At 47.5% G+C, this 22075-nt stretch carries 22 protein-coding genes; 17 read left to right on the top strand and 5 right to left on the bottom strand.

Annotated features, from left to right (window positions below; translation table 11 throughout):
* The first annotated feature begins 145 nt into the window (after positions 1-145).
* The 3 genes from ACU37H_RS04575 to ACU37H_RS04565 all read left to right on the top strand — a co-directional run bounded on the left by ACU37H_RS04575 (position 146) and on the right by ACU37H_RS04565 (position 3044).
* Positions 146-907, top strand: a complete 762-nt coding sequence (locus tag ACU37H_RS04575) for a phosphoglycerol geranylgeranyltransferase (RefSeq protein ID WP_472703180.1) — start codon at positions 146-148, stop codon at positions 905-907.
* A gap of 159 nt (positions 908-1066) precedes the next feature.
* Positions 1067-2098 (top strand): LLM class flavin-dependent oxidoreductase, encoded by a 1032-nt coding sequence (locus ACU37H_RS04570; RefSeq protein ID WP_472703179.1) that lies wholly within the window; start codon positions 1067-1069, stop codon positions 2096-2098.
* A gap of 163 nt (positions 2099-2261) precedes the next feature.
* A complete protein-coding gene (locus tag ACU37H_RS04565) occupies positions 2262-3044 on the top strand; it encodes a Fic family protein (protein ID WP_472703178.1) in 783 nt (260 codons plus the stop codon).
* Here the strand turns inward: ACU37H_RS04565 and ACU37H_RS04560 are convergent, their stop codons facing one another.
* From ACU37H_RS04560 to ACU37H_RS04550, 3 genes are read right to left on the bottom strand one after another with little or no spacing between them, the layout of a single operon-like run.
* Positions 3045-4325 (bottom strand): M28 family peptidase, encoded by a 1281-nt coding sequence (locus tag ACU37H_RS04560; RefSeq protein WP_472703177.1) that lies wholly within the window; start codon positions 4323-4325, stop codon positions 3045-3047.
* A gap of 25 nt (positions 4326-4350) precedes the next feature.
* Positions 4351-5076 (bottom strand): LytR/AlgR family response regulator transcription factor, encoded by a 726-nt coding sequence (locus ACU37H_RS04555; protein WP_472703176.1) that lies wholly within the window; start codon positions 5074-5076, stop codon positions 4351-4353.
* Between the two features lie 9 nt (positions 5077-5085).
* A complete protein-coding gene (locus ACU37H_RS04550; RefSeq protein WP_472703175.1) occupies positions 5086-6156 on the bottom strand; it encodes a sensor histidine kinase in 1071 nt (356 codons plus the stop codon).
* A gap of 191 nt (positions 6157-6347) precedes the next feature.
* On the opposite strand from ACU37H_RS04550, the gene dxs reads away from it, so the two are divergent.
* The 14 genes from dxs to ACU37H_RS04480 all read left to right on the top strand — a co-directional run bounded on the left by dxs (position 6348) and on the right by ACU37H_RS04480 (position 21206).
* A complete protein-coding gene (dxs, locus tag ACU37H_RS04545; protein ID WP_472703174.1) occupies positions 6348-8276 on the top strand; it encodes a 1-deoxy-D-xylulose-5-phosphate synthase in 1929 nt (642 codons plus the stop codon).
* 250 nt (positions 8277-8526) lie between these two features.
* On the top strand, positions 8527-9801 hold the full coding sequence (locus ACU37H_RS04540; protein ID WP_472703173.1) for a Gfo/Idh/MocA family protein: 1275 nt from the start codon (positions 8527-8529) through the stop codon (positions 9799-9801).
* Positions 9802-9901: 100 nt separating this feature from the next.
* Positions 9902-10927, top strand: coding sequence for a tryptophan--tRNA ligase (gene trpS, locus ACU37H_RS04535; RefSeq protein ID WP_472703172.1), 1026 nt, complete (start codon positions 9902-9904; stop codon positions 10925-10927).
* Positions 10928-11012: 85 nt separating this feature from the next.
* Positions 11013-11651, top strand: coding sequence for a deoxynucleoside kinase (locus tag ACU37H_RS04530; protein WP_472703171.1), 639 nt, complete (start codon positions 11013-11015; stop codon positions 11649-11651).
* Positions 11652-11799: 148 nt separating this feature from the next.
* On the top strand, positions 11800-12336 hold the full coding sequence (locus ACU37H_RS04525; RefSeq protein WP_472703170.1) for a hypothetical protein: 537 nt from the start codon (positions 11800-11802) through the stop codon (positions 12334-12336).
* Positions 12337-12346: 10 nt separating this feature from the next.
* Entirely contained in the window at positions 12347-13120 is a 774-nt protein-coding gene (locus ACU37H_RS04520; RefSeq protein ID WP_472703169.1) for an LVIVD repeat-containing protein, read from the top strand.
* A complete protein-coding gene (locus ACU37H_RS04515; RefSeq protein WP_472703168.1) occupies positions 13120-13995 on the top strand; it encodes a hypothetical protein in 876 nt (291 codons plus the stop codon). The genes ACU37H_RS04520 and ACU37H_RS04515 overlap by 1 nt, the downstream gene beginning before the upstream one ends.
* 185 nt (positions 13996-14180) lie before the next feature.
* Positions 14181-15470 carry an aminopeptidase P N-terminal domain-containing protein gene (locus ACU37H_RS04510; RefSeq protein WP_472703167.1) on the top strand — a complete coding sequence of 430 codons (1290 nt, stop codon included), beginning with the start codon at positions 14181-14183 and terminating at the stop codon, positions 15468-15470.
* 43 nt (positions 15471-15513) lie between these two features.
* A complete protein-coding gene (locus ACU37H_RS04505) occupies positions 15514-16257 on the top strand; it encodes a CDP-alcohol phosphatidyltransferase family protein (protein ID WP_472703166.1) in 744 nt (247 codons plus the stop codon).
* A 117-nt stretch (positions 16258-16374) separates the two neighbouring features.
* Positions 16375-16623 carry a phosphoribosylformylglycinamidine synthase subunit PurS gene (gene purS / locus ACU37H_RS04500; protein WP_472703165.1) on the top strand — a complete coding sequence of 83 codons (249 nt, stop codon included), beginning with the start codon at positions 16375-16377 and terminating at the stop codon, positions 16621-16623.
* Positions 16624-16750: 127 nt separating this feature from the next.
* Positions 16751-17413: a 16S rRNA (cytidine(1402)-2'-O)-methyltransferase gene (gene rsmI / locus ACU37H_RS04495; protein WP_472703164.1), complete on the top strand. Its 663-nt coding sequence runs from the start codon at positions 16751-16753 to the stop codon at positions 17411-17413.
* An 86-nt stretch (positions 17414-17499) separates the two neighbouring features.
* Positions 17500-19335, top strand: coding sequence for a M1 family metallopeptidase (locus ACU37H_RS04490; protein WP_472703163.1), 1836 nt, complete (start codon positions 17500-17502; stop codon positions 19333-19335).
* 159 nt (positions 19336-19494) lie between these two features.
* Positions 19495-19869 carry a BlaI/MecI/CopY family transcriptional regulator gene (locus ACU37H_RS04485; protein WP_472703162.1) on the top strand — a complete coding sequence of 125 codons (375 nt, stop codon included), beginning with the start codon at positions 19495-19497 and terminating at the stop codon, positions 19867-19869.
* On the top strand, positions 19866-21206 hold the full coding sequence (locus tag ACU37H_RS04480) for a M56 family metallopeptidase (protein ID WP_472703161.1): 1341 nt from the start codon (positions 19866-19868) through the stop codon (positions 21204-21206). The genes ACU37H_RS04485 and ACU37H_RS04480 overlap by 4 nt, the downstream gene beginning before the upstream one ends.
* Before the next feature lie 95 nt (positions 21207-21301).
* On the opposite strand, the gene ACU37H_RS04475 is transcribed toward ACU37H_RS04480, so the two are convergent.
* Entirely contained in the window at positions 21302-21430 is a 129-nt protein-coding gene (locus ACU37H_RS04475) for a PIN domain-containing protein (protein ID WP_472703160.1), read from the bottom strand.
* 226 nt (positions 21431-21656) lie between these two features.
* Positions 21657-21878, bottom strand: coding sequence for a hypothetical protein (locus ACU37H_RS04470; RefSeq protein ID WP_472703159.1), 222 nt, complete (start codon positions 21876-21878; stop codon positions 21657-21659).
* Between the last annotated feature and the right edge of the window lie 197 nt (positions 21879-22075).

Below are 22075 nucleotides of genomic sequence, written 5' to 3'. Positions count from 1 at the left end.
TACAAGGGAGCGCAGTAAGTATCATTCCCAATCGTTGCTGGTAGAACTCCCCGCTCTTATAAATTATTAACTGTAAGCTTGTTTAGTCGTTTCTCACTTTTTTCGAAAAAAAATGTGCATTTTTGCAAAAACCTGCCTTGATCTAATGAAGATGAATATCTATAGTTCCCTTTTAGAAAAGAAGAGACATGCGCAAAAGTCCTTTGTCGTGTTAATCGATCCTGATGGGGTAACGTCTTCTTCACTGGAACAGCTCATTCAGTTGTCCCTCAAGACCAAAGTTGATTACTTTTTTGTAGGGGGTAGCCTCGTTATATCCAATCATTTAGACGAGGTTGTGCAGCAGATCAAAGCCAGTTGTGATATTCCCGTGATCCTTTTTCCCGGCAGCCCCTCCCAGGTCAGCAAATACGCGGATGCGTTGCTGTATTTATCCCTGATTTCCGGCAGAAATCCCGAGTTGCTCATTGGGCAGCACGTTGTTTCAGCTCCTTTTGTGAAGAAGAGCGGCCTTGAAATCATGCCGACGGGGTACATCGTGGTAGACGGCGGTGCGCCTACGACGGTTTCCTACATCAGCAATGCGGCCCCCATTCCTGCCGATAAAAATGAGATCGCTATGTGCACCGCGCTTGCCGGTGAAATGCTGGGCATGAAGCTCATTTATATGGACGCTGGCAGCGGAGCAAAAACGCCGATCACGGAAAGCATGATCCAGTCCGTGGCCCAGAACGTTGAAGCCCCCCTGATCATCGGTGGTGGTATCACAGATCCCGAAAAAGCCTATCTGAACTGTAAAGCAGGCGCTGATGTGATCGTAATTGGAAACGCGATTGAAAAAGACCCTTCCCTGGTGCTGGAAATGAGCCAGGCCATCCACGCTTCCTCTTCCAAGGTCAACCTGTAGTTTCGCCGGTTGTAGCGATTGATCGATGCTTTTCTGCCCATTTAAGGCCTCGTCCAAGCCATGTGTGAAGCTCTTCCGACTTCTGACCTCCGTCTTCCGTCTTCTTTGCTAAACCTTTCCCGCTCTTTCCTGTTAATCCTATCAATTAAAGTTTAAACAATGGAATTAGGCATAGGCATGTTCGGCGATCTTCATATAGATGCCAACGGAACGCCGCAACCGGCGCAGCAACGTTTACAGGAAATTATAGAAGAAGTGAAGCTGATGGATGAAGTCGGCCTCGACTTTTACGGCATTGGTGAGCACCACCGGCCAGACTATGCCGTCTCCGCGCCCGAGATTGTCCTCGCGGCGGCGTCTACGGTCACTAAGAATATCAAGCTCGGTAGCGCTGTTTCTGTGCTGAGCTCTTCCGATCCTGTAAAGCTTTACCAGAGCTTTGCCACTGTCGACCTGATTTCCAACGGCCGGGCCGAATTAATGGCCGGTCGTGGCAGTTTTATCGAGTCGTTCCCGCTCTATGGGATGGAACTAAAAGATTACGATGCCTTGTTTGATGAGAAGTTGAGATTGCTGTTGCAGATCAATGACCACGATCCGATCAGCTGGAAAGGCCGGTTTCGCCCGGAACTGAAGCAGCAGACGGTGCTGCCACGCGCTGTTAACAACCATCTGAAAATATGGGTGGCAGTAGGCGGAACGCCGGAGTCGGTAGTGCGGGCTGGTACCTTGGGACTGCCGGTGATGTTCGCCATCATAGGTGGAAGCCCGTCTCAGTTCAAACCCTTGTTTGAGTACTATCAAAACGTTTACCAGCAGTCCGGTCACGATATGAACCAGTTTGAGGTAGGCGTGCATGTCCATGCCTTCTTTGGGGAAGACAGTAAGGAGATCAGCGATTATTACTACCCACTCTATTCAGCGCAGATGGACCGGATCGGGCGTTCGCGCGGATGGCCACCCTATCAGAAGCATCAGTTTGACCGTGGTCGCGGCAAAGGCGGCCACCTGATCATCGGCGATGTGAATGAATCTGTGGAAAAGATCCTGGAATTGCATGAGCTTTTCGGGCTTACCCGGTTCTCCGCTCATATGGACGTGGGAGCGCCGTCGCATCAAAGAATGATGAAGTCGATTGAAGTGTTTGGTACGCAGATCGCTCCGAAGGTGAGAGCGGCGTTGAAGAAATGATTATATGTTTTTCGATCGCCGGATGACAGGCTGGAAGCCCGAAAGGTCATCCGGCTTTTTTTCTGAATAGCGATCATTTCCTGGTTCAGCATAACTGTGCTACATTTATCCTATGGATCATCCGTCTTCTTTAACGGCATTATTAAAGGTATACAACCATACTTTGGAAAAGTATGTTGAGCTCGTAGAAAAGAAATTTTCTGCAGGCAATTTATTTGAGTACAATGAAATACTTTTTTCCGCGCATTCCTGTGCTATTGAAGGAAACAGCTTCACGGTAAATGACACCCGGGAATTAAGAGAACACGGCTTACAGTTAAAGCTACAGGATAGGTCTATGTTGGAGGCTTTTGAGATACTGGATCATTTTAAGGCCTATGAATTCCTTCTGAGTGATCCGGATCGGCCGCTCTCGGAAGAGCTTCTGATGGCCACACACAGGATGCTCACATTAAATACGATTCAATATACCAAGGGAGTTGAGCCCGGGACCTACACCACTTCGCAGATGGCAGCCGGGGACACTATCTTTCCGGATTATAAAAACAGCATCGCCAACGTTCCGGTGCTGATGCAGCAAACCCAGGCCGCGATCGAAGAAAAAAAATTGCATCCCGTGGAAATAGCCGCCAGGTTTCACAAATACTTTATTTACCTGCATCCGTTTCCCGACGGCAATGGCCGCTTGGGGAGACTTTTCAGCAATTATATTTTGGCTAAGCTAAAGCACCCGATCATTATCGTGACCGCCTCGCAGAAGGAAGAATACATCGCGGCCTTGAAAGCAGCCCACAAACACGACGATCCGGATATTATGTCTGCTTTTTTTATCAATACCTCCATCGCCAGAATGACTGATGAAATGACGCAGATCGCCGCTGATGCCGGTAGAACCGGATTCGAAGGAGGAAGCAAATATCCGCGAAGTCTGTCCTTTATCTTCTGATTATCTCAAAGCGCTTGTATCCACCCGGGTGGGCGTGTCTTTCCCTGATATGATCGTTTGAGCGCTGATGCCGATGGCTTTGATGATCTCTGTCATATTATTCAGGTCAAGCGTCCCCACTTCGTCACTTACTTTATGGTAGTTAGGTTCATTATCCATTTTCGACGTGGAAATGGTATGTGCCGGCACACCCAGGCGGGCCAGCGTAGCATTGTCTGACCGGTAAAATAATTGCTGGTCAGGGTAGGGGTCCGGATGAAAAGTAAAGGCGCTGCCTTTCAGGTTCTTCTGAAGGATATTGCCCATGTCCGTTTTTTCAAACCCGGTGATGTAGGCGGAGTTCTTGCCCCACTTGCTGTCGGTGCCGATCATTTCGATGTTGAACATGGCAACCACTTTGTCAGCCGGTAATTGTTTGCTGAAATATTGCGAACCGAAGCCCCCAACTTCCTCTGCTGTAAACGCGGCAAAGACCAGCGTCCGCTCATTGTTTTTCTGGCTTGCATAATATTGGGCCAGCTCCATCACGGCGGTAGTACCTGATGCATCGTCATTCGCACCGTTGTAGATGCTGTCGCCCTGTTCCGGTTGGCCGACGCCAATATGATCGTAATGCCCGGAGAAAATGACGTATTCCTCTTTCAGCTTTTTGCCCGGCAGTACACCCACTACGTTGGACAGTTTGCTTTCCTTGATCGTATGCTGCGCTGTGAGTGAAAATTTTTCAGGATCCACAGCGCCTAAAACGAAGATCACGCTGGCGTCTGTTTTAAAGAAATTTCTCTTTAACACGGCCAGGCGCGGAAACTGGGCGGCAAAATGTTCATCAACGGTAATCAACAGGTTCCTGGTGCTGCCGGTATACTGGATCGCTTTGGAAAAAAAGTTGTCGGTTGCGGCAATATGTTCTACGGCGAGCCCTGCGCCCTGGATGGTGACCTCTGGTTGGGAAGTGAGCAACACAATATTCTTGGGGTCCATTTCCGTATCGCCGTTTTTAGCGGTGAGTGCCGTTTGCGTAGCGCCAGCGATCGCGAAAGATTGCAGGAAGCTATCGCCGGACATGGGTTTCAGGCCGGCTTTTTTAAAGGAGGCCGCAATGAATTCGGCTGCTTTATCGATTTCCGGGCTGCCGGTTTTCCTGCCTCTCATGTCGTCTGCGGCCAGTACGGTGATCGTTTGTTCAACATTCTTGACGTTGATGGGAATATTTTGCTGCGCATTAACTGCACTGGTCAGGAACAGGGTCGCGCTGTAGAAGGTTAGTTTGTTCAGTCTCATGAAGTAGATATTGTTATAGCTGTGATTAAAAACTCATTTTTTCTTTGAACTTAACCGTTTGCCGGCGGCTGATCTCAATTTTTTCTCCGCCTTTCAGTTCCACCAGCAGGCCGTTGTTAAAATAAGGTTCGATCTTTTCCACCATGCGAAGGTTGATGATATGTTTGCGATTGGCTCTGAAAAATGTTTTCGGGTCGAGCCGCTCTTCGAGCGCATTGAGGGACTTTAAGATCAGCGGCTTGTGCTCATTGAAGAATACTTTGGCGTAGTTGCCCACGCTTTCAAACAGCCTTACTTCGCTCAATTTGATGAACCAGCAACGATCGCCGTCTTTGACAAACACCTGGCTATGCTCGGTAAGCAGGTCATTATTTGCAATGCCTTCTTCAGTTCTCGTTTCCTTACCGGGGAAGCTCAGCTTTTTAATAGCCGCTTCCAGGCGCTTGGGTTCTATCGGTTTCAGGAGGTAATCGAGTGCGTTGACCTCGAAGGCCTTCAAGGCATATTCATCGAATGCAGTAGTGAAGATCACTTTTGGCACAAAATCCAGTTCTGACAACATCTCGAAACCGGTCTTGCCGGGCATTTGAATATCCAGGAAGATCAGGTCGGGTTGATGACTGTTGATCTTTTCAATGGCTTCATTGGCGTTGGACGCTTCGTCCACCACTTCGATCTCAGGAACCGATTGCAGTAATTTGTTAAGTTCCGCCCGTGCCAGGCGTTCATCATCGATGATAATTGTTCTCATGTAAACGATTTAGAATATCAGCGGAAGCCGCAGGGTAGCTGTCACCGCATCCGGAGTTGATTGCCTGATGTCAAAAGCTGCTTTGTCGCCATACATCAGTTTTAGCCGTTTGCGGATGCTTTCGATCCCGAAGCCGCCGTCTTTTTGCTGTTCTTTCAGTTGCCCGGTATTTTCAACCGTCAATCGCAACATGTTCCCTTCCACAGCGGAAGTAAGCGTCACTCTTCCGCCGTCCACTTCCTGGCTGATACCGTGTTTGATCGCATTTTCAACCAGCATTTGCAACATCATCGGAGGAACGGGTTGCCCGGTGGTCCGGTCCTCAATGTCATACTGCACCACCAGCCGGTCCTCGAAGCGCATCTGCTCCAGCGCAAGATAATCTTTTATAATATTGAGTTCATCAGTCAGCGGCACCGTTTCAGACTTATCAATATTAATACTGCTGCGCAGGATATTGCTCAGCTCCGTAATCGCGGTCCGCGCCCGCTGCGGATTTTCATCCACCATGGCCCTGATGCCGTTCAGCGCGTTGAAAATGAAATGCGGGTTGATATGGGCCTTGATCGTCTTTAGTTCCAGCTCCTTGATATGTGATTTCAGGTTAAGGGTATCGATCTGCTCTTTTTGCGCAGCGCTGACATAATGATAAATGAAGTACACCGCACTCCAGATAATGAAATAAGTAAACCAGGCGAGGGCGTTATTCAATAAGATCAGGATCAGGGATTTGCTGAAGATCATTTTCTCCGCTTTGATGAAAAGATCCAGCTCCCTGTAAATGATAAATTCGACGATACCAGCTGCAAAGGACATCAGGAGTGTGAGAATGAGAAATACCCAGATTTGCACAGACACTTTTTTTGTCAGCACATTCAGTTTCAATAGAATAATGCGCAGGAAATGCGTCATGATCAGGCCCAGCAGCGCAAATCCTCCGGCCCGCTGAATGATGATCAGGCGCTCCTCCGGGGAGTTCATCCGGTCGACGGACCAGGCGCCGAATATATGCCACAGGAAGAAGCAGCCCCAACCGAAGATCTGGAACAGCCAGTAATGTTTTTTGCCGATAATCATCATCTAACAAATCTAAGTATTCAACCGCAGGTTTGACCTGCTAAGTTACCAGAGGTCGGCAGCATTTATGGACGGGTCGTACTGTTGATAAATCTTCACGGTGGTAAAGGAGCCGGGAACCATCACATCAACATTTCAACATCCCTGCTTGTCAAGCGATAAATACTTATTTTTGCGGAATAATTTATCTCTGAATGACTATCACACCCGGTCCGCTACTACAAACTGTCAATAAGCCCGAGGATCTGAAAAAGATCCCCATGGAGCAGCTGCATGAATTTTGCGAGGAACTCAGGCAATTCATTATTGACGTAGTGAGCGTTCACGGCGGGCATTTTGCCGCCAGCCTGGGCGTGGTGGAATTGACGACGGCCCTGCATTACGTGTACAATACCCCCTATGATCAACTGGTTTGGGATGTTGGCCACCAGGCTTACGGACACAAGATCATCACGGGCCGCCGGGATAACTTCGAAACGAATCGCAAATACAAAGGTCTCAGCGGATTTCCTAAGCGTTCTGAAAGCGAATACGATACTTTTGGTGTAGGGCATTCTTCGACCTCTATCTCTGCTGCGCTGGGTATGGCCATGGCTGCTAAATACAAAGGAGAGGCGGACCGGAAAGTGGTGGCCGTGATTGGAGATGGCTCCATGACGGCGGGCATGGCTTTCGAGGCGATGAACCACGCAGGTGTTGCCAACACGGATATGCTGATCATTTTGAATGATAACGGCATCGGCATCGATCCGAACGTCGGCGCGTTAAAAGAGTACCTGACAGATATTACGATATCTCCTACCTATAATAAATTAAAGGACGATGTGTGGAATGCGCTCGGCAAATTACCGGTAGGTAAAAAGTTCAGCCGCAGCATGGCCCACAAGCTTACAGAAGGCATCAAGGGCATGGTGAGCAGCAGCGCTAATTTGTTCGAGGCCCTGAAGCTGCGCTATTTCGGGCCCATTGACGGCCACAACATCAGCAAGCTGGTGGACACGCTGAATGATCTGAAAAGCATCCCCGGTCCGAAAATATTGCACGTCATTACTACGAAAGGCAAGGGCTACGCACTGGCTGAGAAAGATCAGACCAAATGGCATGCACCGGGCCTTTTTGATAAGGTGACCGGAGAAATCTATAAAAAGAAATTTGATACGCCACAGGCGCCTAAGTACCAGGACGTGTTTGGTAAGACGATCATCGAGCTTGCTAAACAAAACGAAAAGATATTCGGCATCACACCCGCCATGCCTTCGGGATCTTCTTTAAAGTTTATGATGGAAGAGATGCCGGACCGCGCGTTCGACGTGGGCATTTGCGAGCAGCATGCCGCTACTTTAAGCGCGGGTATGGCCACGCAGGGACTGCGCGTTTTCTGCAACATCTATTCTTCGTTCATGCAACGCGCCTACGACCAGGTGGTGCACGATATTGCCATCCAGAAACTGCCGGTAGTGCTATGCCTCGACAGGGCAGGGCTGGTAGGGGATGATGGACCAACGCATCACGGCTGCTACGACATCGCTTACTTCCGTTGCATTCCTAATATGATCATCAGCTCGCCGATGAACGAGAGCGAATTGCGCAACCTGATGTATACCGCTCAGCTGGAATCTACACAACTGCCTTTTGTAATCCGCTATCCGCGCGGACAGGGCATGATGCCTGAATGGCAAACGCCGATGCAGGAAGTGCAGATCGGAAAGGGACGCAAACTGAAGGACGGACAAAACATCGCCATTCTGTCGTTTGGCCATCCGGGAAATTTTGCGGCGGCAGCCATCCGCGATCTGAAACAAGATGGTATCAACCCGGCACATTACGATATGCGTTTCGCCAAGCCTTTAGACGAAGCTTTGCTGCATGAAGCGCTGAGTCAATACGAAAAAATTATTACGGTGGAAGACGGAACAGTGATCGGTGGTTTTGGATCAGCGGTGCTGGAATTTATGGCTACGCATGGTTATAAAAACGAGATCAGGATACTGGGTATCCCTGACCGGCTGGTGGAACATGGCACACCTAACGAGCTGCACCACGAATGTGGCTACGATGCAGCAGGCATTGCCGCTACGATCCGATCCATGATGAATGTGAAAGTGTCCGTCTCGGTTCATTAAAAAGATTGATTCACTGTTACATCCCCGTTGTTGCAACGGGGATTTTTTTTGTCTCCAATCCAACCCAACAATGCTGGATCCTTCACCTGATTGATAATAATGATTCTGCGTCCGGGCGGTTACTAAAGCTTGTATTATTTTCCGCCGGGAAATAATTACGTGAAATATTTATTATTATTGTAAACGATTGCATTTTCCAGAATTCCCTGACGATTGATTATAAACAAACCCTTTAAAACCAGATCAGCATATGAACAGAAAGAAATTTTTATCCCAAACCGCTATGGGGGTGGCTGCGTTTACGATCCTTCCCCGCAACGTATTGGGAGGTAATGGTTATGTAGCACCGAGCGACCGTATTACGCTGGGATATATTGGCCTCGGACGCCAAAGTCTGGGCTTATTATCCAGCATCAATAAATGTAAAGAAACGCTGGTGCTGGCCGCTTGCGACGTCGATAAGAAAAAGCTGGACCGCTTTGTAGGGCTGGCTGAAAAAGAAAACGAGGCGAAAGTGAAAACCGCGGTTAAAGGGTATGGCATGTATCGCGAGATCCTCGACCGCAAAGATATTGATGCGGTGATCATTGCAACGCCAGATCACTGGCATGCGCAGGTTGCAGTGGATGCGGCGAAGGCCGGAAAAGATATCTACTGCGAAAAGCCTTTGTCGCTTACGATTGCCGAAGGCAGGGCGATGGTGGATGCTACGCGTAAACATAAGCGCGTCTTTCAAACGGGCAGCATGCAGCGTTCCTGGGCTTCGTTCAGAAAGGCCGTGGAGCTGATCAGGAATGGTTATATCGGAACGGTAAAAGAAGTGAATGTGTCGGTAGGTCCGCCGCCTAAAGAAAATGATTTTCCGGTCACCGCTCCGCCGGATTATATCGATTGGGATATGTGGATCGGTCCTTCCGCTTATAATGATTACAGTGCTGTGCTGGCCAATCCTATTGGTGCGACTGAATGGGCGCTGTGGCGCGAATACCGCAATTTCGGCGGTGGTTATATCACGGATTGGGGCGCGCATATGTTTGATATTGTTCAATGGGCATTGGATAAAGATGATTCCGGTCCGGTTCGCTTTGTGCCGCCTTCAACTCCGGCAACAACCGGTTGTTACTTTGAATATGACAACGGGGTAAAAGTGACGCACACCAAATGGGGAGAGGGCAATGCCATCCAGTTTATCGGGACAGAAAGCACGCTGGAGGTGAGCCGGAGTTTCTTAAGATCCAAACCGGAGCATATCGTAAACCTGGATATTAAGCCGGGCGATCAACATGTATATAAAAGCGATAACCATTACCAGGATTGGATCGATGCGATCAGGAAGCGGAGCAAACCTATTTGTGATGTGGAAGTGGGGCACAGGACCTGCACCGTCTGCAATGCGGTGAATATCGCGTACTGGTTACAACGTCCCTTAGAATGGAACCCGAGAAAGGAAAAGTTCGATGATGAAGGGGCTAACCGGATGCGGACGCGCGTGTATCGCGGTAACTGGGACTTTACTAAATTTTAAAACAACAACCGTTCATTGGATCACGGTTTTGGGCATGAGTGGCAAACTTTGAAGCGGCCTTGCTTTAAAATTTTCCAATTACCATTTATCTTCGCGCCCTATGAGCAATAATAATGAGCAACTGCCTGCGGGCGGGGAGGTAGTGGTAAGCGGAGTACGTCCGACCGGCAATTTACACCTGGGTAATTATTTCGGAGCGCTGCGCAATTATGTAAAAATGCAGCAGGAATACCAGTGTTATTTCTTTATCGCCGATCTGCATTCCCTCACCACGCATCCTGATACGAAAGAGTTAAAAGAGAATGTGCTGAATGTGGTATCAGAATACCTGGCTTGTGGCCTCGACCCTGATAGAGCGATTCTTTATTGCCAGAGCGATCTGCCGCAGACATCGGAGCTTTACCTGTTCCTCAATATGATGGCCTATAAAGGCGAGCTGGAAAAAACAACGACTTTCAAAGATAAAGTGCGGTTGCAGCCGGAAAATGTGAATGCGGGTTTGCTAACTTATCCCGTGCTGATGGCCGCCGATATTATGATCCACCGCGCACAACTGGTGCCTGTGGGTAAAGACCAGGAACAACACCTGGAAATGACCCGCACATTCGCCAACCGTTTCAACCATAGGTATGGTGATGTTTTCCCGGAAGCGAAAGCTTTCAACTTCGGAGAACAATTGTTGAAAGTACCCAGCCTCGACGGCGCGGGCAAAATGAGCAAGAGCGAAAACCAATACGCCACAATTTACCTGTCTGACGATGATGACCTGATCCGTAAGAAGATCATGAAAGCCAAAACAGACGCAGGACCTACCGAGCCGAATAGTGTAAAGCCGGATTATATCGAAAACGTGTTCGATCTGATGAAGCTGGTGAGCCAGGAAGATGTGATCAAAAAATATGAGGCAGATTACAACAGCTGCAGTATCCGGTATGGTGATCTGAAGAAGCAGCTGGCTGAAGACATGGTGCAATATATAACACCGATCCGCCAGAAAGCCCGCGACATAAGGGCTAACGAATCCGAATTGAATATCATTCTGAAAGTAGGCGCCCAGAAGGCCGCGGAGAGTGCGGACAAAACCATCAGTGAAGTACGCAGGGCGATGGGGTTAAAATATTTTTAGCCCGTTAGCGAAAGAGTTACTATTTTCAATTTTTAAATACCCTGCTTACAGCCCAACAGCTTAAAGCGTCAAGCATCCCTGCAACATGGCCAAATCAAAATTGAAACCTAAACATATTGCTATTGCCGGCAACATAGGCGCCGGGAAGACGACGTTGACGCAAATGCTGGCCAAGCATTACAAATGGATTCCCAACTTTGAAGATGTAGATCACAATCCCTACCTGATGGATTTCTATGAAGACATGCCACGGTGGAGCTTCAACCTGCAGATCTATTTTCTTCATGGTCGTTTAAAGCAGTTGCTGGATATTCAAAACGGAACGGAGACGATTATCCAGGACCGCACCATCTATGAAGATGCTAACATATTTGCACCGAACCTTCACGAGATGGGGTTGATGAGCAAGCGCGATTTTGACAACTACTTTGAATTTTTTCAGACGCTGAAAAAAATGGTGAAACCTCCGGATCTGCTGATTTATCTGAATGCTTCTGTACCGACGCTCGTGGGCCAGATCCAAAAGCGCGGAAGAGAATATGAAGAAAATATTCGGCTTGACTATCTCAAACGACTGAACGAGTTTTACAACAAATGGATCGGGAGCTATAAGGAAGGACCGCTGCTCGTGATCGACGTTGATAAAAACAAATTTGGAGAGAATGAAGAACACCTGGGAGAGATCATTGCTAAGATCGATTCCACGCTGTACGGGCTATTCTAAATCGCCCTGGCAACTTATTATAACTTTCTATCAGTCTTAAGGAATTAATTTACAAAAATTTAACGGCGCGTTGTGCCGGTATTTTTTTACTATTGCTTGTTGCGACTTATTAAACATTTTCGTTATAACCTTAAAACTGTATTGAACTATGAGAAAAGTAAAAACCATTACTACGTTTGCTGTGGTCTTGCTCGGCTTCACAGCGCTTCTATCCTACACAAAAAAGCCGGGCACCGTTACCGGCTATCAACCGGTCTATGAGGACACCGCGTCGCTGTATGTCGTTTCCTATCAGTCTCAGGGGAAAGCGGTTGAGAACGGGGGGAAGATCTACCTTTTAGGTGATACCCTGTTCCAGGTAGAGGCGGGTCAAGGAATTCACCTGATCGATGTGTCGCAAAAAGAGAACCCCCGCAATATTGGATTTATATCCATCCGGGGTTGCAGCGAAGTGGCGGTCAAAAATGACGTCATCTTTACCAACAATTATGACAAGCTGGTATCGCTCCGATTCAACGCCTCAGGACTGAAAGTACTTAGCCGCACACCGGGAACCTTTATGAGCGCGGCTTTCCAAACCCTTCCCCCGGAACCTGGTTACTTTGAATGCCCCGTTGATCTGCCCGGAAAAGTGATCACGGGCTGGGTGAAAACACAATTAGCCGATCCTAAATGCTTCTTCTAAAACGTTAACCATGAAAAAGAAATTACCATTACTTTTTTTAATAGCCGCCTGCATATGGATGGGATGCCGCAAAGCCAATAATAATATTAATGTCAACGGTCCCGCGGCAGAATCCGGTAAAGGAGGCTCGATCGCAAGGGTGGCCATTAACAACGACCATCTTTATGTTGTCAACCAAAGCGAGCTGAAAGTGTATAATATTTCAAATCCTGCAGATGTTAAATTGCAAAACACAGTAAGTGTTGGGTTTGATGTGGAAACGATCTTTCCTTATAAGGACAAGCTCTTTATTGGTGCGGGTTCCGCGATGTATATCTATGACATCAGTGATCCCAAAAAGCCGGCGAGACAGGGAGTTGTCAATCATGTAAGAGCCTGCGATCCGGTGGTGACAGACGGGGACTTTGCTTATGTAACGCTGCGAAATAATAATTCCCGTTGCGGTGGCATACAGAATGTGCTCAATATTTACGATATATCGGGAGGTAAGATCCTGAATCCTGTATTAAAAAGTACCACAGGACTGCCACAACCTTATGGATTAGGTATCCACAACAATACGCTCTATGTCTGCTGCGCAGAAGCAGGATTAGCAGTGGTGGATGTGACAGACCGCAATAAGCCTGAAGTGGTCAAGGTTGTTAACGAGGGAAATAATTATACCGATGTGATCCCGTTCGACAACACACTTTTTGTTTACGTAGCCGGCGGCATCGCCTTATTCGATATCTCTGATCCGCTGGATCCGATATTTATTTCACAAATAAAAAATACCAACAACTAATGCGCACGCTTTTATTAACTTTTCTGGCGCTGCTGGCTGTTACTGCCGGTCGCGCGCAGGATACGATATATCTCAAAGACAAAACATCGATCCTTTCCAACGTGACCGAAATCGGAGAAGGGCATGTTGTCTATAAGAAGGCAGACAACCTTTCTGGCCCTGATTACAAAATAGCCATCTCTAAAATTATCCGCATCGTATTTGAAAACGGAAGTGTGGAAACCTTCGATAAACGTGGACGTAAAGTGTTCGATGAACGGGCTGAGCCGCCGGTGTCTCACAGGGTAGCGCTGATCATTAAAAATAAGAAAAAGTATCCCCGGAGCCTGCCGGATAATTTATTGACTGCCGGCTATTTTATCGGCGATATTAACCATCGCTATTACAGCAGACCTGATCAAAGTAAGTCGACTTATGGTTTGTTTGTACGATACGAAAGGCTGTTCGCCAATGAAATAGTGGGTGTAGGCGCGGCGCCGTTTGTAGCGTTTAACCGTAAGCAATTCGGTTCCCGGTTTGATGTGAAAGTGTACACTAAATTTTTCGGACAATTGCGCGTCGGGGTAGGAGCTTACTATTCGATCTCGCGGCGGGAATTTCAACATGAGTATTATGTCAGCGAAAATAACGGGTCGTTCATTACGAACAACCGGGTGTATGTAACCGATAAGAAAGCCACCGTAGGCGGCGTCGGCCTGGCCAGCACGGCAATGTTGCATATTAACCGGAAATGTTTGATTTCTTTCGGCGCTGATATCGGAGGATTAGTGCACGCTAACAAGCCCGGAAATTTCCCGTCTACCTGGACCCAGCAACCTCCGCGAGACGCCAATCCATCCGGACAATTTAGCCTGGGCATCACGCGCCGGTTTTAGAGGCGCCGCGTAATGATGACAGAGGTGAGAACGGAACAAAGAACAATTCTTAAGCAGGCCGATAGGCACTCCTGTTCGAGTTTATGGATCGTCTCTGCCGGTATCGTTTTTCTGCCGGGTTGGAGGCTCCTTTTTTGATGGACATGGTTTTTGCCCTACCTTTAGCGGCTTAAATACCATTACCAATGAAGTATTTACCAATCAACCCTAAATTGTTTATCAACAACAAGGAACGTTTCGTAAAAAAAATGCAGCGCAACTCGATCGCGATATTTGTAGCGAATGACGAGGCGCCCCAAAACGCAGATGCGCTTTACAAATACAAACCAAGCAGCTCTCTCTTTTGGCTGACCGGCATCCGACAGGAAGAGTCCATGCTGATCCTGTTTCCCGACAACCCGGATCCGAAATACAGGGAAGTGCTCGTATTAGTAAGGCCTAACGAATTAAAAGAAAAGTGGGACGGACGTCGCCTGCGGGCTACAGAAGCTACCGCGATCAATGGCATTACGACCATCGTTTGGCTTGACGCCTTACCGGCGCTCTTCCAGGCCTGGATGCACGCAGCGGAACATGTATACCTGGACTCTAACGAGCATGACCGTAAAGGCTCCTGGCTCGAAACTGCGCAAACCCGGTACATTAAACATATCCAGGAAAGATACCCGCTGCACCACTACCTGAGAGCCGCTCCCATACTGCATGAATTACGTGCGGTAAAGACGCCTTACGAAGTAGAAGTGGCTCAGAAGGCGATGGATATTACCGATAAGACTTTCAGACGCCTGCTGCAATTTATCCGGCCGGGCGTGTGGGAATATGAAATTGAAGCAGAGATCGTTCATTCCTTCCTTAGCCAGCGCGCTACCGGTGAGGGGTACAACAGTATCATTGCCAGTGGCGACAATGCGCGCGTGCTGCATTACATTTTTAATAATAACCAGTGTAAAGATGGTGAGTTGATATTGATGGATTTCGGTGCTGAGTATGGAGGCTACAATGCTGATCTGACGCGGACAGTACCTGTCAACGGAAGGTTTACCAAACGACAAAAGGAGGTATATAATGCGTGCCTGGCCGTACATCGCTACGCTGCCAGCATTCTGAAACCAGGCATTGCCATTGCCGATTACCACGAAAAAGTGGGCGATGAACTGACTAAGCAGTACATCAAATTAGGACTTCTCACCAAAGCAGACGTCAAGAATGAAGATCCTCAAAACAGGGCTTATCGCAAATATACCTATCATGGCATTTCGCATCACCTGGGCGTGGATGTGCACGATCTGGGTCCGTTCCGCACACCGTTAAAAGCCGGTATGCTGCTTACCATAGAGCCGGGTATTTATATTGAAGAAGAAAACATGGGTATACGCATCGAGAATAATTTCTGGCTCACTAAAAACGGAAATGTTGATCTGATGAAAAATATTCCCATCGAAGCTGATGATATCGAGAGGTTGATGAAAAAGTAAAGTTCATAGACCATGGACCATGGGCAATGGTCTTTCTCACACAATGAAACAAATCCCGAATCTATTTACGTTACTCAACCTGGTCTTTGGTTGCATCGCGATCATTTACATTTTTAAGAATGATGGCTTTTTGTTTACCACAGCGCCCGGTGCTTTTTCGATGGGTTTGATGATAGGCGGTGTTTTCATTTTCTTAGCCGCAGTGGTCGATTTCCTGGATGGATTTGTAGCCAGGCTGTTCAATGCCACTTCCGAAATGGGCGCACAACTCGATTCCCTGGCAGACGCGGTAACTTTTGGTGTAGCTCCGGGCATGATCATGTACCGGTTTCTCGAAATGTCGTTGACTAAAAACCAAATGCCCGCAGATAACATCTGGTACTTGTTACCTGCATTACTGTTGCCTTGTTGTGCCGTGTGGCGCCTCGCCAAGTTCAACCTGGATAAAGAGCAAAGCTTTTATTTCAAAGGCGTTCCGAGCCCGGCCGCCGGGCTGACGGTTGCCTCGCTGCCATTGATCTTCAACAGCGATCCGCTGGCTTCTCAATGGTTGCAGAATCCGTATGTGCTTTACGCTACCATCGTTGTCGTATCGCTGCTCATGGTATCCAATCTGCCGCTGGTTAGTTTAAAATTTAAAAATTTCAGTGTCAAAACAAATACAGATAAGTTCATATTGCTGCTCATCAGTGTATTGGCCATTATTTTTTTAAAATGGCTGGCCGTTCCGGTAATATTTGTGGCATATGTTCTCGTATCTTTGATTTTTAGACCCAACAAAGTTTAAACAACAGGAGTAAGCATAAAAATTTTCGGAGATACGGATGACCACGGGCAGCCGGAGCGATCCAAAATTTTGATTGCGAATCCCATAACTATCGATCCGATAAAAAAATAAACAGAGATGACTTATACAGTTCAGGTGGTGATCATGCCGTTGAAAGAATTATTAGATCCACAGGGAAAGGCCGTAAAAGGCGGACTGGAAAACCTGGGATTGAACAATGTGTCCGACGTTCGCGTGGGTAAGAACATTACGTTGCAGGTGGATGCGGAATCGCCCGAAGCTGCTAAATCAGTAGGTGAAGAAGCTGCTAAAAAGCTTTTGGCCAACGCGGTTATGGAATATTTCGAAGTAACTGTTATTTCATAATGTCGGATGTATGATCTTTGATTTATATAAGGCAGCCTGAAGTAGTCGACCACTGGTTGACCCATCGCTGAATGGCGTTGCTATATCATACATCATACATCCTACATCATAAATCCTACATCCTTTAATGCTCTACCTCATTCCCACACCCATCGGAAATTTGAAAGATATTACCCTGAGGGCTTTAGAGGTATTAAAAGAGGTGGATGTTATCCTCGCAGAAGATACCCGCACTACGTCGCATCTGCTGAACCATTACGGTATCTCGAAGCCACTTTCACCGTACCATCAACATAACGAACATAAGATCGTTGAACACCTGGTGCAGCAACTGGCGGCGGGCAAAACCATAGCCCTGGTCACGGATGCAGGTACTCCGGGGATTTCAGATCCCGCGTTCTTACTGGTTCGGGCCTGCGTTCAGAGTGATATTGCTGTGCAGACATTGCCCGGCGCCACCGCCTTTGTGCCGGCCCTGGTCAACAGCGGGTTGCCTACCAACAGCTTTTGCTTTGAGGGTTTTTTACCTTTAAAAAAAGGGCGTCATACGCTCCTGGAAAAGCTCAAAGAAGAAGAGCGGACGATGATCTTCTACGAATCTCCCATGCGGCTGGTGAAAACACTGAATGATCTTGCCCAGTATTTTAGCCCTGAAAGACGCTGCAGCGTTAGCCGTGAACTCACAAAGCTATTCGAAGAAAACAAACGCGGAACATTGCAGGAGGTGGCGGAATACTTTTCCCGGAAAACGGTGAAAGGCGAGATCGTGATCATAGTGGAAGGGAAGTAGTGTAGAAATGATCTATGGCCCATCGTCCATAAGCTCAAAAACTCATCCGCTTATATTTGTATCATTAGTAATTAAGGATAATAGTTATGATGAAAAAGTTTGCAGGTTTATTTTTTGCCTTATGTATATCCGGTTTGTCTATTGCTCAAAGCGGCTACTGGCAACAGCGGGTTAAATATGTAATGGACGTGGACATGAATGTCCAGACCAATCGTTTTACGGGAAAACAAAAGCTCGAATACTGGAATCAGTCACCCGACACGCTGAAAAAGGTCTTTTATCATCTGTACTGGAATGCCTTCCAGCCCGGCAGTATGATGGATACGAGGAGCCAACGGCAGGGGACGATCAAAGTGGGCGGCCGGCCCGATTGGGATGGGCGTGTGAAGGATCGCATTGCCCATTTGAAGCCCGATGAAATAGGCTACCAGAAGGTAAAGTCACTTACTATGAACGGTGTAGCCCAGCCATTTGAAGTGTTGGAGACCATATTGATTGTGCCGCTGACCAAAGCAATCCTTCCGGGACAAAAAGTAACGTTTGATATGGATTTTGAAGCGCAGGTGCCGCTGCAGATCAGGCGTAGCGGGCGGGACAACCCGGGCACCAAAGTGCGTTATTCGATGAGCCAATGGTATCCCCGCATCTGTGCTTACGACAAGGAGGGCTGGCATCCGACACCCTACGTGGGACGGGAGTTTTACGGTCCTTTCGGGTCTTTTGATGTAAACATCACTATTGATAAAAAATATATTCTTGGAGGTACCGGTTACCTGAGCAATGCCAACCAGATCGGCTATGGATACGAAACAGCCGGAACACGTGTAAAGCCTCCTGCAACCGACAAGCTAACCTGGAAGTTCAGGGCTGATAGCGTACATGATTTTATGTGGGCCGCTGATCCGGAGTTTGTTCATCAGTCCAGGAAAATAATTGATGGTATTACTCTGCATTTATTGTACAAGCCCGCAGGCAAAGCACCGGAAGAGTGGGAGCAGATCCTGACGCTGGCCGAAAAAGCGTATCCTTTTATGAAGGCCACATTTGGTCCTTATCCTTATCAGCAATATTCGTTTATCACCGGTGGCGACGGTGGCATGGAGTACCCGATGGCCACTTTGCTGGCCAGTCCCGGAGCCTGGCTGCATGAATGGTTTCATAGCTGGTACCAGGGGGTGATCGCGACCAACGAAAGTATGTATCCCTGGATGGATGAGGGTTTCACCACTTATGCGGAGCAGCGGACCGATGCCTGGTTAAAAGGCGACACAGCAACCTTTCCGCAGAAAGATAGTTATAGCTCCTACTTCTACCTGGTGCGCAGCGGACTGGAAGAACCGCTGACGACGCACGCGGATCATTTCAATACCAATTTCGCTTACAGTGTCGCAAGCTATTCCAAGGGGTCCATTTTCATGGAGCAGTTGGGTTATATCGTAAGCGGGCAGGTGCGGGATCAGATCCTTTTAGAATATGACAGGAAATGGAGATTCAGGCATCCCAATATCAACGATCTTATCCGGCTGTCTGAAAAAGTGAGCGGCATGAAACTCGACTGGTACCAGGAGTTCTGGGTAAACAGTACGAAGACGATCGACTATTCAATCGATAGCGTGTGGGCGGAAAACGGTAAGACTAAAGTTCGCCTGCGAAATAACGGATTGATGCCTATGCCGGTTGACCTGGTCATTACTTTAAAGAACAACAATAAAGAGCTGCACTATATTCCACTGGATCTCATGTACGGCGTCAAACCAGCTGAAGGCAATGCCCGTAGAAAAGTGTATGCCGCCTGGCATTGGACCAGTCCCACTTATGTGGTGGAAACAGACCTGACGCTGACAGAGATCGCGCAGCTGGAAATAGATCCTTCCCAACGTATGGCTGATATAGACCGGAACAATAACAGCCAGATATTCTGATCACCTTCGATAAACTAATAAACGATCCCCACTGGTTCCCAACCGGTGGGGATTTTCTTTTTAAGCGATAGCTTACCCGATCCGCGAAGGTCCATTCAAAAAAAATTTTATTATTCAATATTTGTTCTACATTTGTAGAGCAAAATCTATATTTGTAGAATGATAAAGTTGTCTAAATCAGAAGAACAGTTGATGGAGTACTTGTGGCAAAAAGAAAAGGCCTTTATGAAAGACCTGATCGAGTGCTTTCCCGATCCCAGACCTGCCAGCACGACCGTCGCAACATTATTAAAGCGCATGACAGATAAGGGGGTGATAGGCTACAAGCAATGTGGAAATTCGAGGGAATATCGTCCTTTAATAAAGAAGGCTGATTACTTCTCTAAACACGTCAATACAATGATCAAAGATTATTTCGACGATTCGGTGATTCAATTTGCTTCTTTTTTCACGAAGGAAAGCAGACTCACGAAGGAGCAGCTGGAGGAGCTAAAGAAGATTATCGATTCTGAAATCCAAAAAAAGAAAAAATGACCCTTTACCTGTTTAAAACGATTGCCTGCAGTGCCCTGTTTTATGCATTGTATCATTTCTTTTTGAGTAAAGAAAAGTTGTTCATTTTCAACAGGGTATTTCTGCTCTGTGCTTTGATAATGTCTTTCATTATTCCACTTATCACTTTTGAGATCAGCGCACCGGTTGTCGCTCCGGTACAAGAACTTGCCGGGTTGCAGGAAACCTGGCTGCCCGCTGACCGGGAGGCTGCGCCGTGGTGGCAGCGTCATTGGCAAGACCTGCTTTTGGCAGCGGCGTCCTTAATAAGCGCCGGGCTGTTAGCGCGGCTTATTAAAAACCTGCTCCAAATTCTTCGACGCCTGGGGAGGGGAGGACAAACTTTGGCGCCAGGCATTTTCCTGTCGCTTACTGACGAACCGGTAACGCCGCACAGCTTTTTAAATACGATATTTCTCAACAGGGCAGAGCACGAACAGGGTAGGGTGGAAGCAGAAGTGCTGGCCCATGAGATGGCACACATCAGGCAGAAACATAGCTGGGATATCCTGTGTGTCGAGCTGCTCCAGGTCATCGCCTGGTGGAATCCTCTTCTTTACTTGTACAAGCGATCTATACAACTCAACCACGAACTATTGGCAGATGACGCCGTAATAAAACAGTATGATAACGTGCGCGGTTATCAGGCTATTTTGTTACAACGGGCCGTTGCGCAACCGGTCCTGGCCTTCGTCAGCAGTTTTCATTTTTTCACCACAAAAAAACGATTAACGATGTTAAGTAAAACATTCAATAAAAAACGGGCTGCGCTGGCCTTGCTGGCGGTCCCACCGGTGTTGGCCATTGCCGTTATAGCCGGATGTAATACTATTGAAAAACGGACAGGAGACACGCTGGCGGTCAACGATAGCGGTACGACCGCCAACGGATCGGCAGTGGTGCCTGCGGATAGCGCCGTTGCTGCAGCAGCTCGGGACACGAGCGCGTCCATTCAGTTCCCCACTCCGGAAAGCGTTCCGCCACCGCCAGCACCGAAGGTAGAAGAGATTCCATTACCACCTGCACCAAAAGTTGAGCGCTCTCCGAAAATTGAAGTAAAAAAGTTTGCGGCGCCTAAAGTGGTGCAGTCTGCGCCGGAAGGGCCGGGTGTGACTGAAGAAGAATTGGAGCAATACAACAACATTGTCAAAGAAATGAAGGAAGGTCGGAAAACCGGTTACCGGTATCTCGAAGGAAAGACGGAACAAATACCGGTCCTGTATCAAAAAATGACGTATGAGCAGCGCAACAGGGCGGAGATGCTGCCACCGCCGCCGCCGCCAAAGGTTGAGCTTAAGGCACCACAGGTAAAAGAATAATGGTCGGAAAAGCAAACGCCGGATATATGTCCGGCGTTTTTATGAGTTCAATATGTCAGTGCCTTTTCGTATTTGCTATCTGATTTTCAGGACCATTAAGCTTCCCAGGGGTTCAATAACTTCAAATCCTTGATATGCTTAAAGTTCGCTTCGTTTCTCGACAAAAGGGTGAGGTCGAAGCAAAGTGCAGTAGCGGCGATGATTCCGTCCGGGAGCTTGATCATATTGAAATCGTTATATCCACTATGTCGTCAGTCAGGCGGAAAATGTTGGATACAAGAACACAATTTCTGAGTATCGCGTAGACTCGATCATCACTATTGAATCTTAACAACTCAATCTTAGTGATAACTGATAAGTTAGGTGTTTCATCAATTATGTTATGCATAAAATGCATGGCTGAGGTAGGAAGTTTATTGTCTAAATAATCTATCACTACATTCGTGTCTGTTAAAAATCTCTTTCCCGCTCTTTGCGAATTTCGGTAGCGTAATTCTGAAAATCTGAATATTCTTTTTCTGAAAGTTTCAAAGCGCCGGAAAATTTTTCGGAAAGCTTGGTCTTGGAATGATCATTTTCTTTTTTCAATATTGTTACAATATCCAAAGCCTCCAAATCTTCAATTAACTTGTAGGCTTTTTCATTATTTATTTGTAATAAAATAGTCTCCATAATTCCATTTTTTAAGTAGAGGTAAAAGTTCAGGGTGCATGCCATTTTTTCTTTTTATGTGATTTTTTACCGCGAAGCGCGCAAAGATTTGTTGGCAAAGCACGCAGAGTAGGGAGTTAATCCCAGCTAACCCGGTCTGACGGTCTCCGTCTGACCGTTTCTCTACGCAAGCACCCATCCAATCATCGGGTGAGAAA

It is taken from the genome of Niabella sp. ZPM-14 (assembly GCF_055693045.2).
This window is presented reverse-complemented; position numbering and strand designations above follow the sequence as displayed.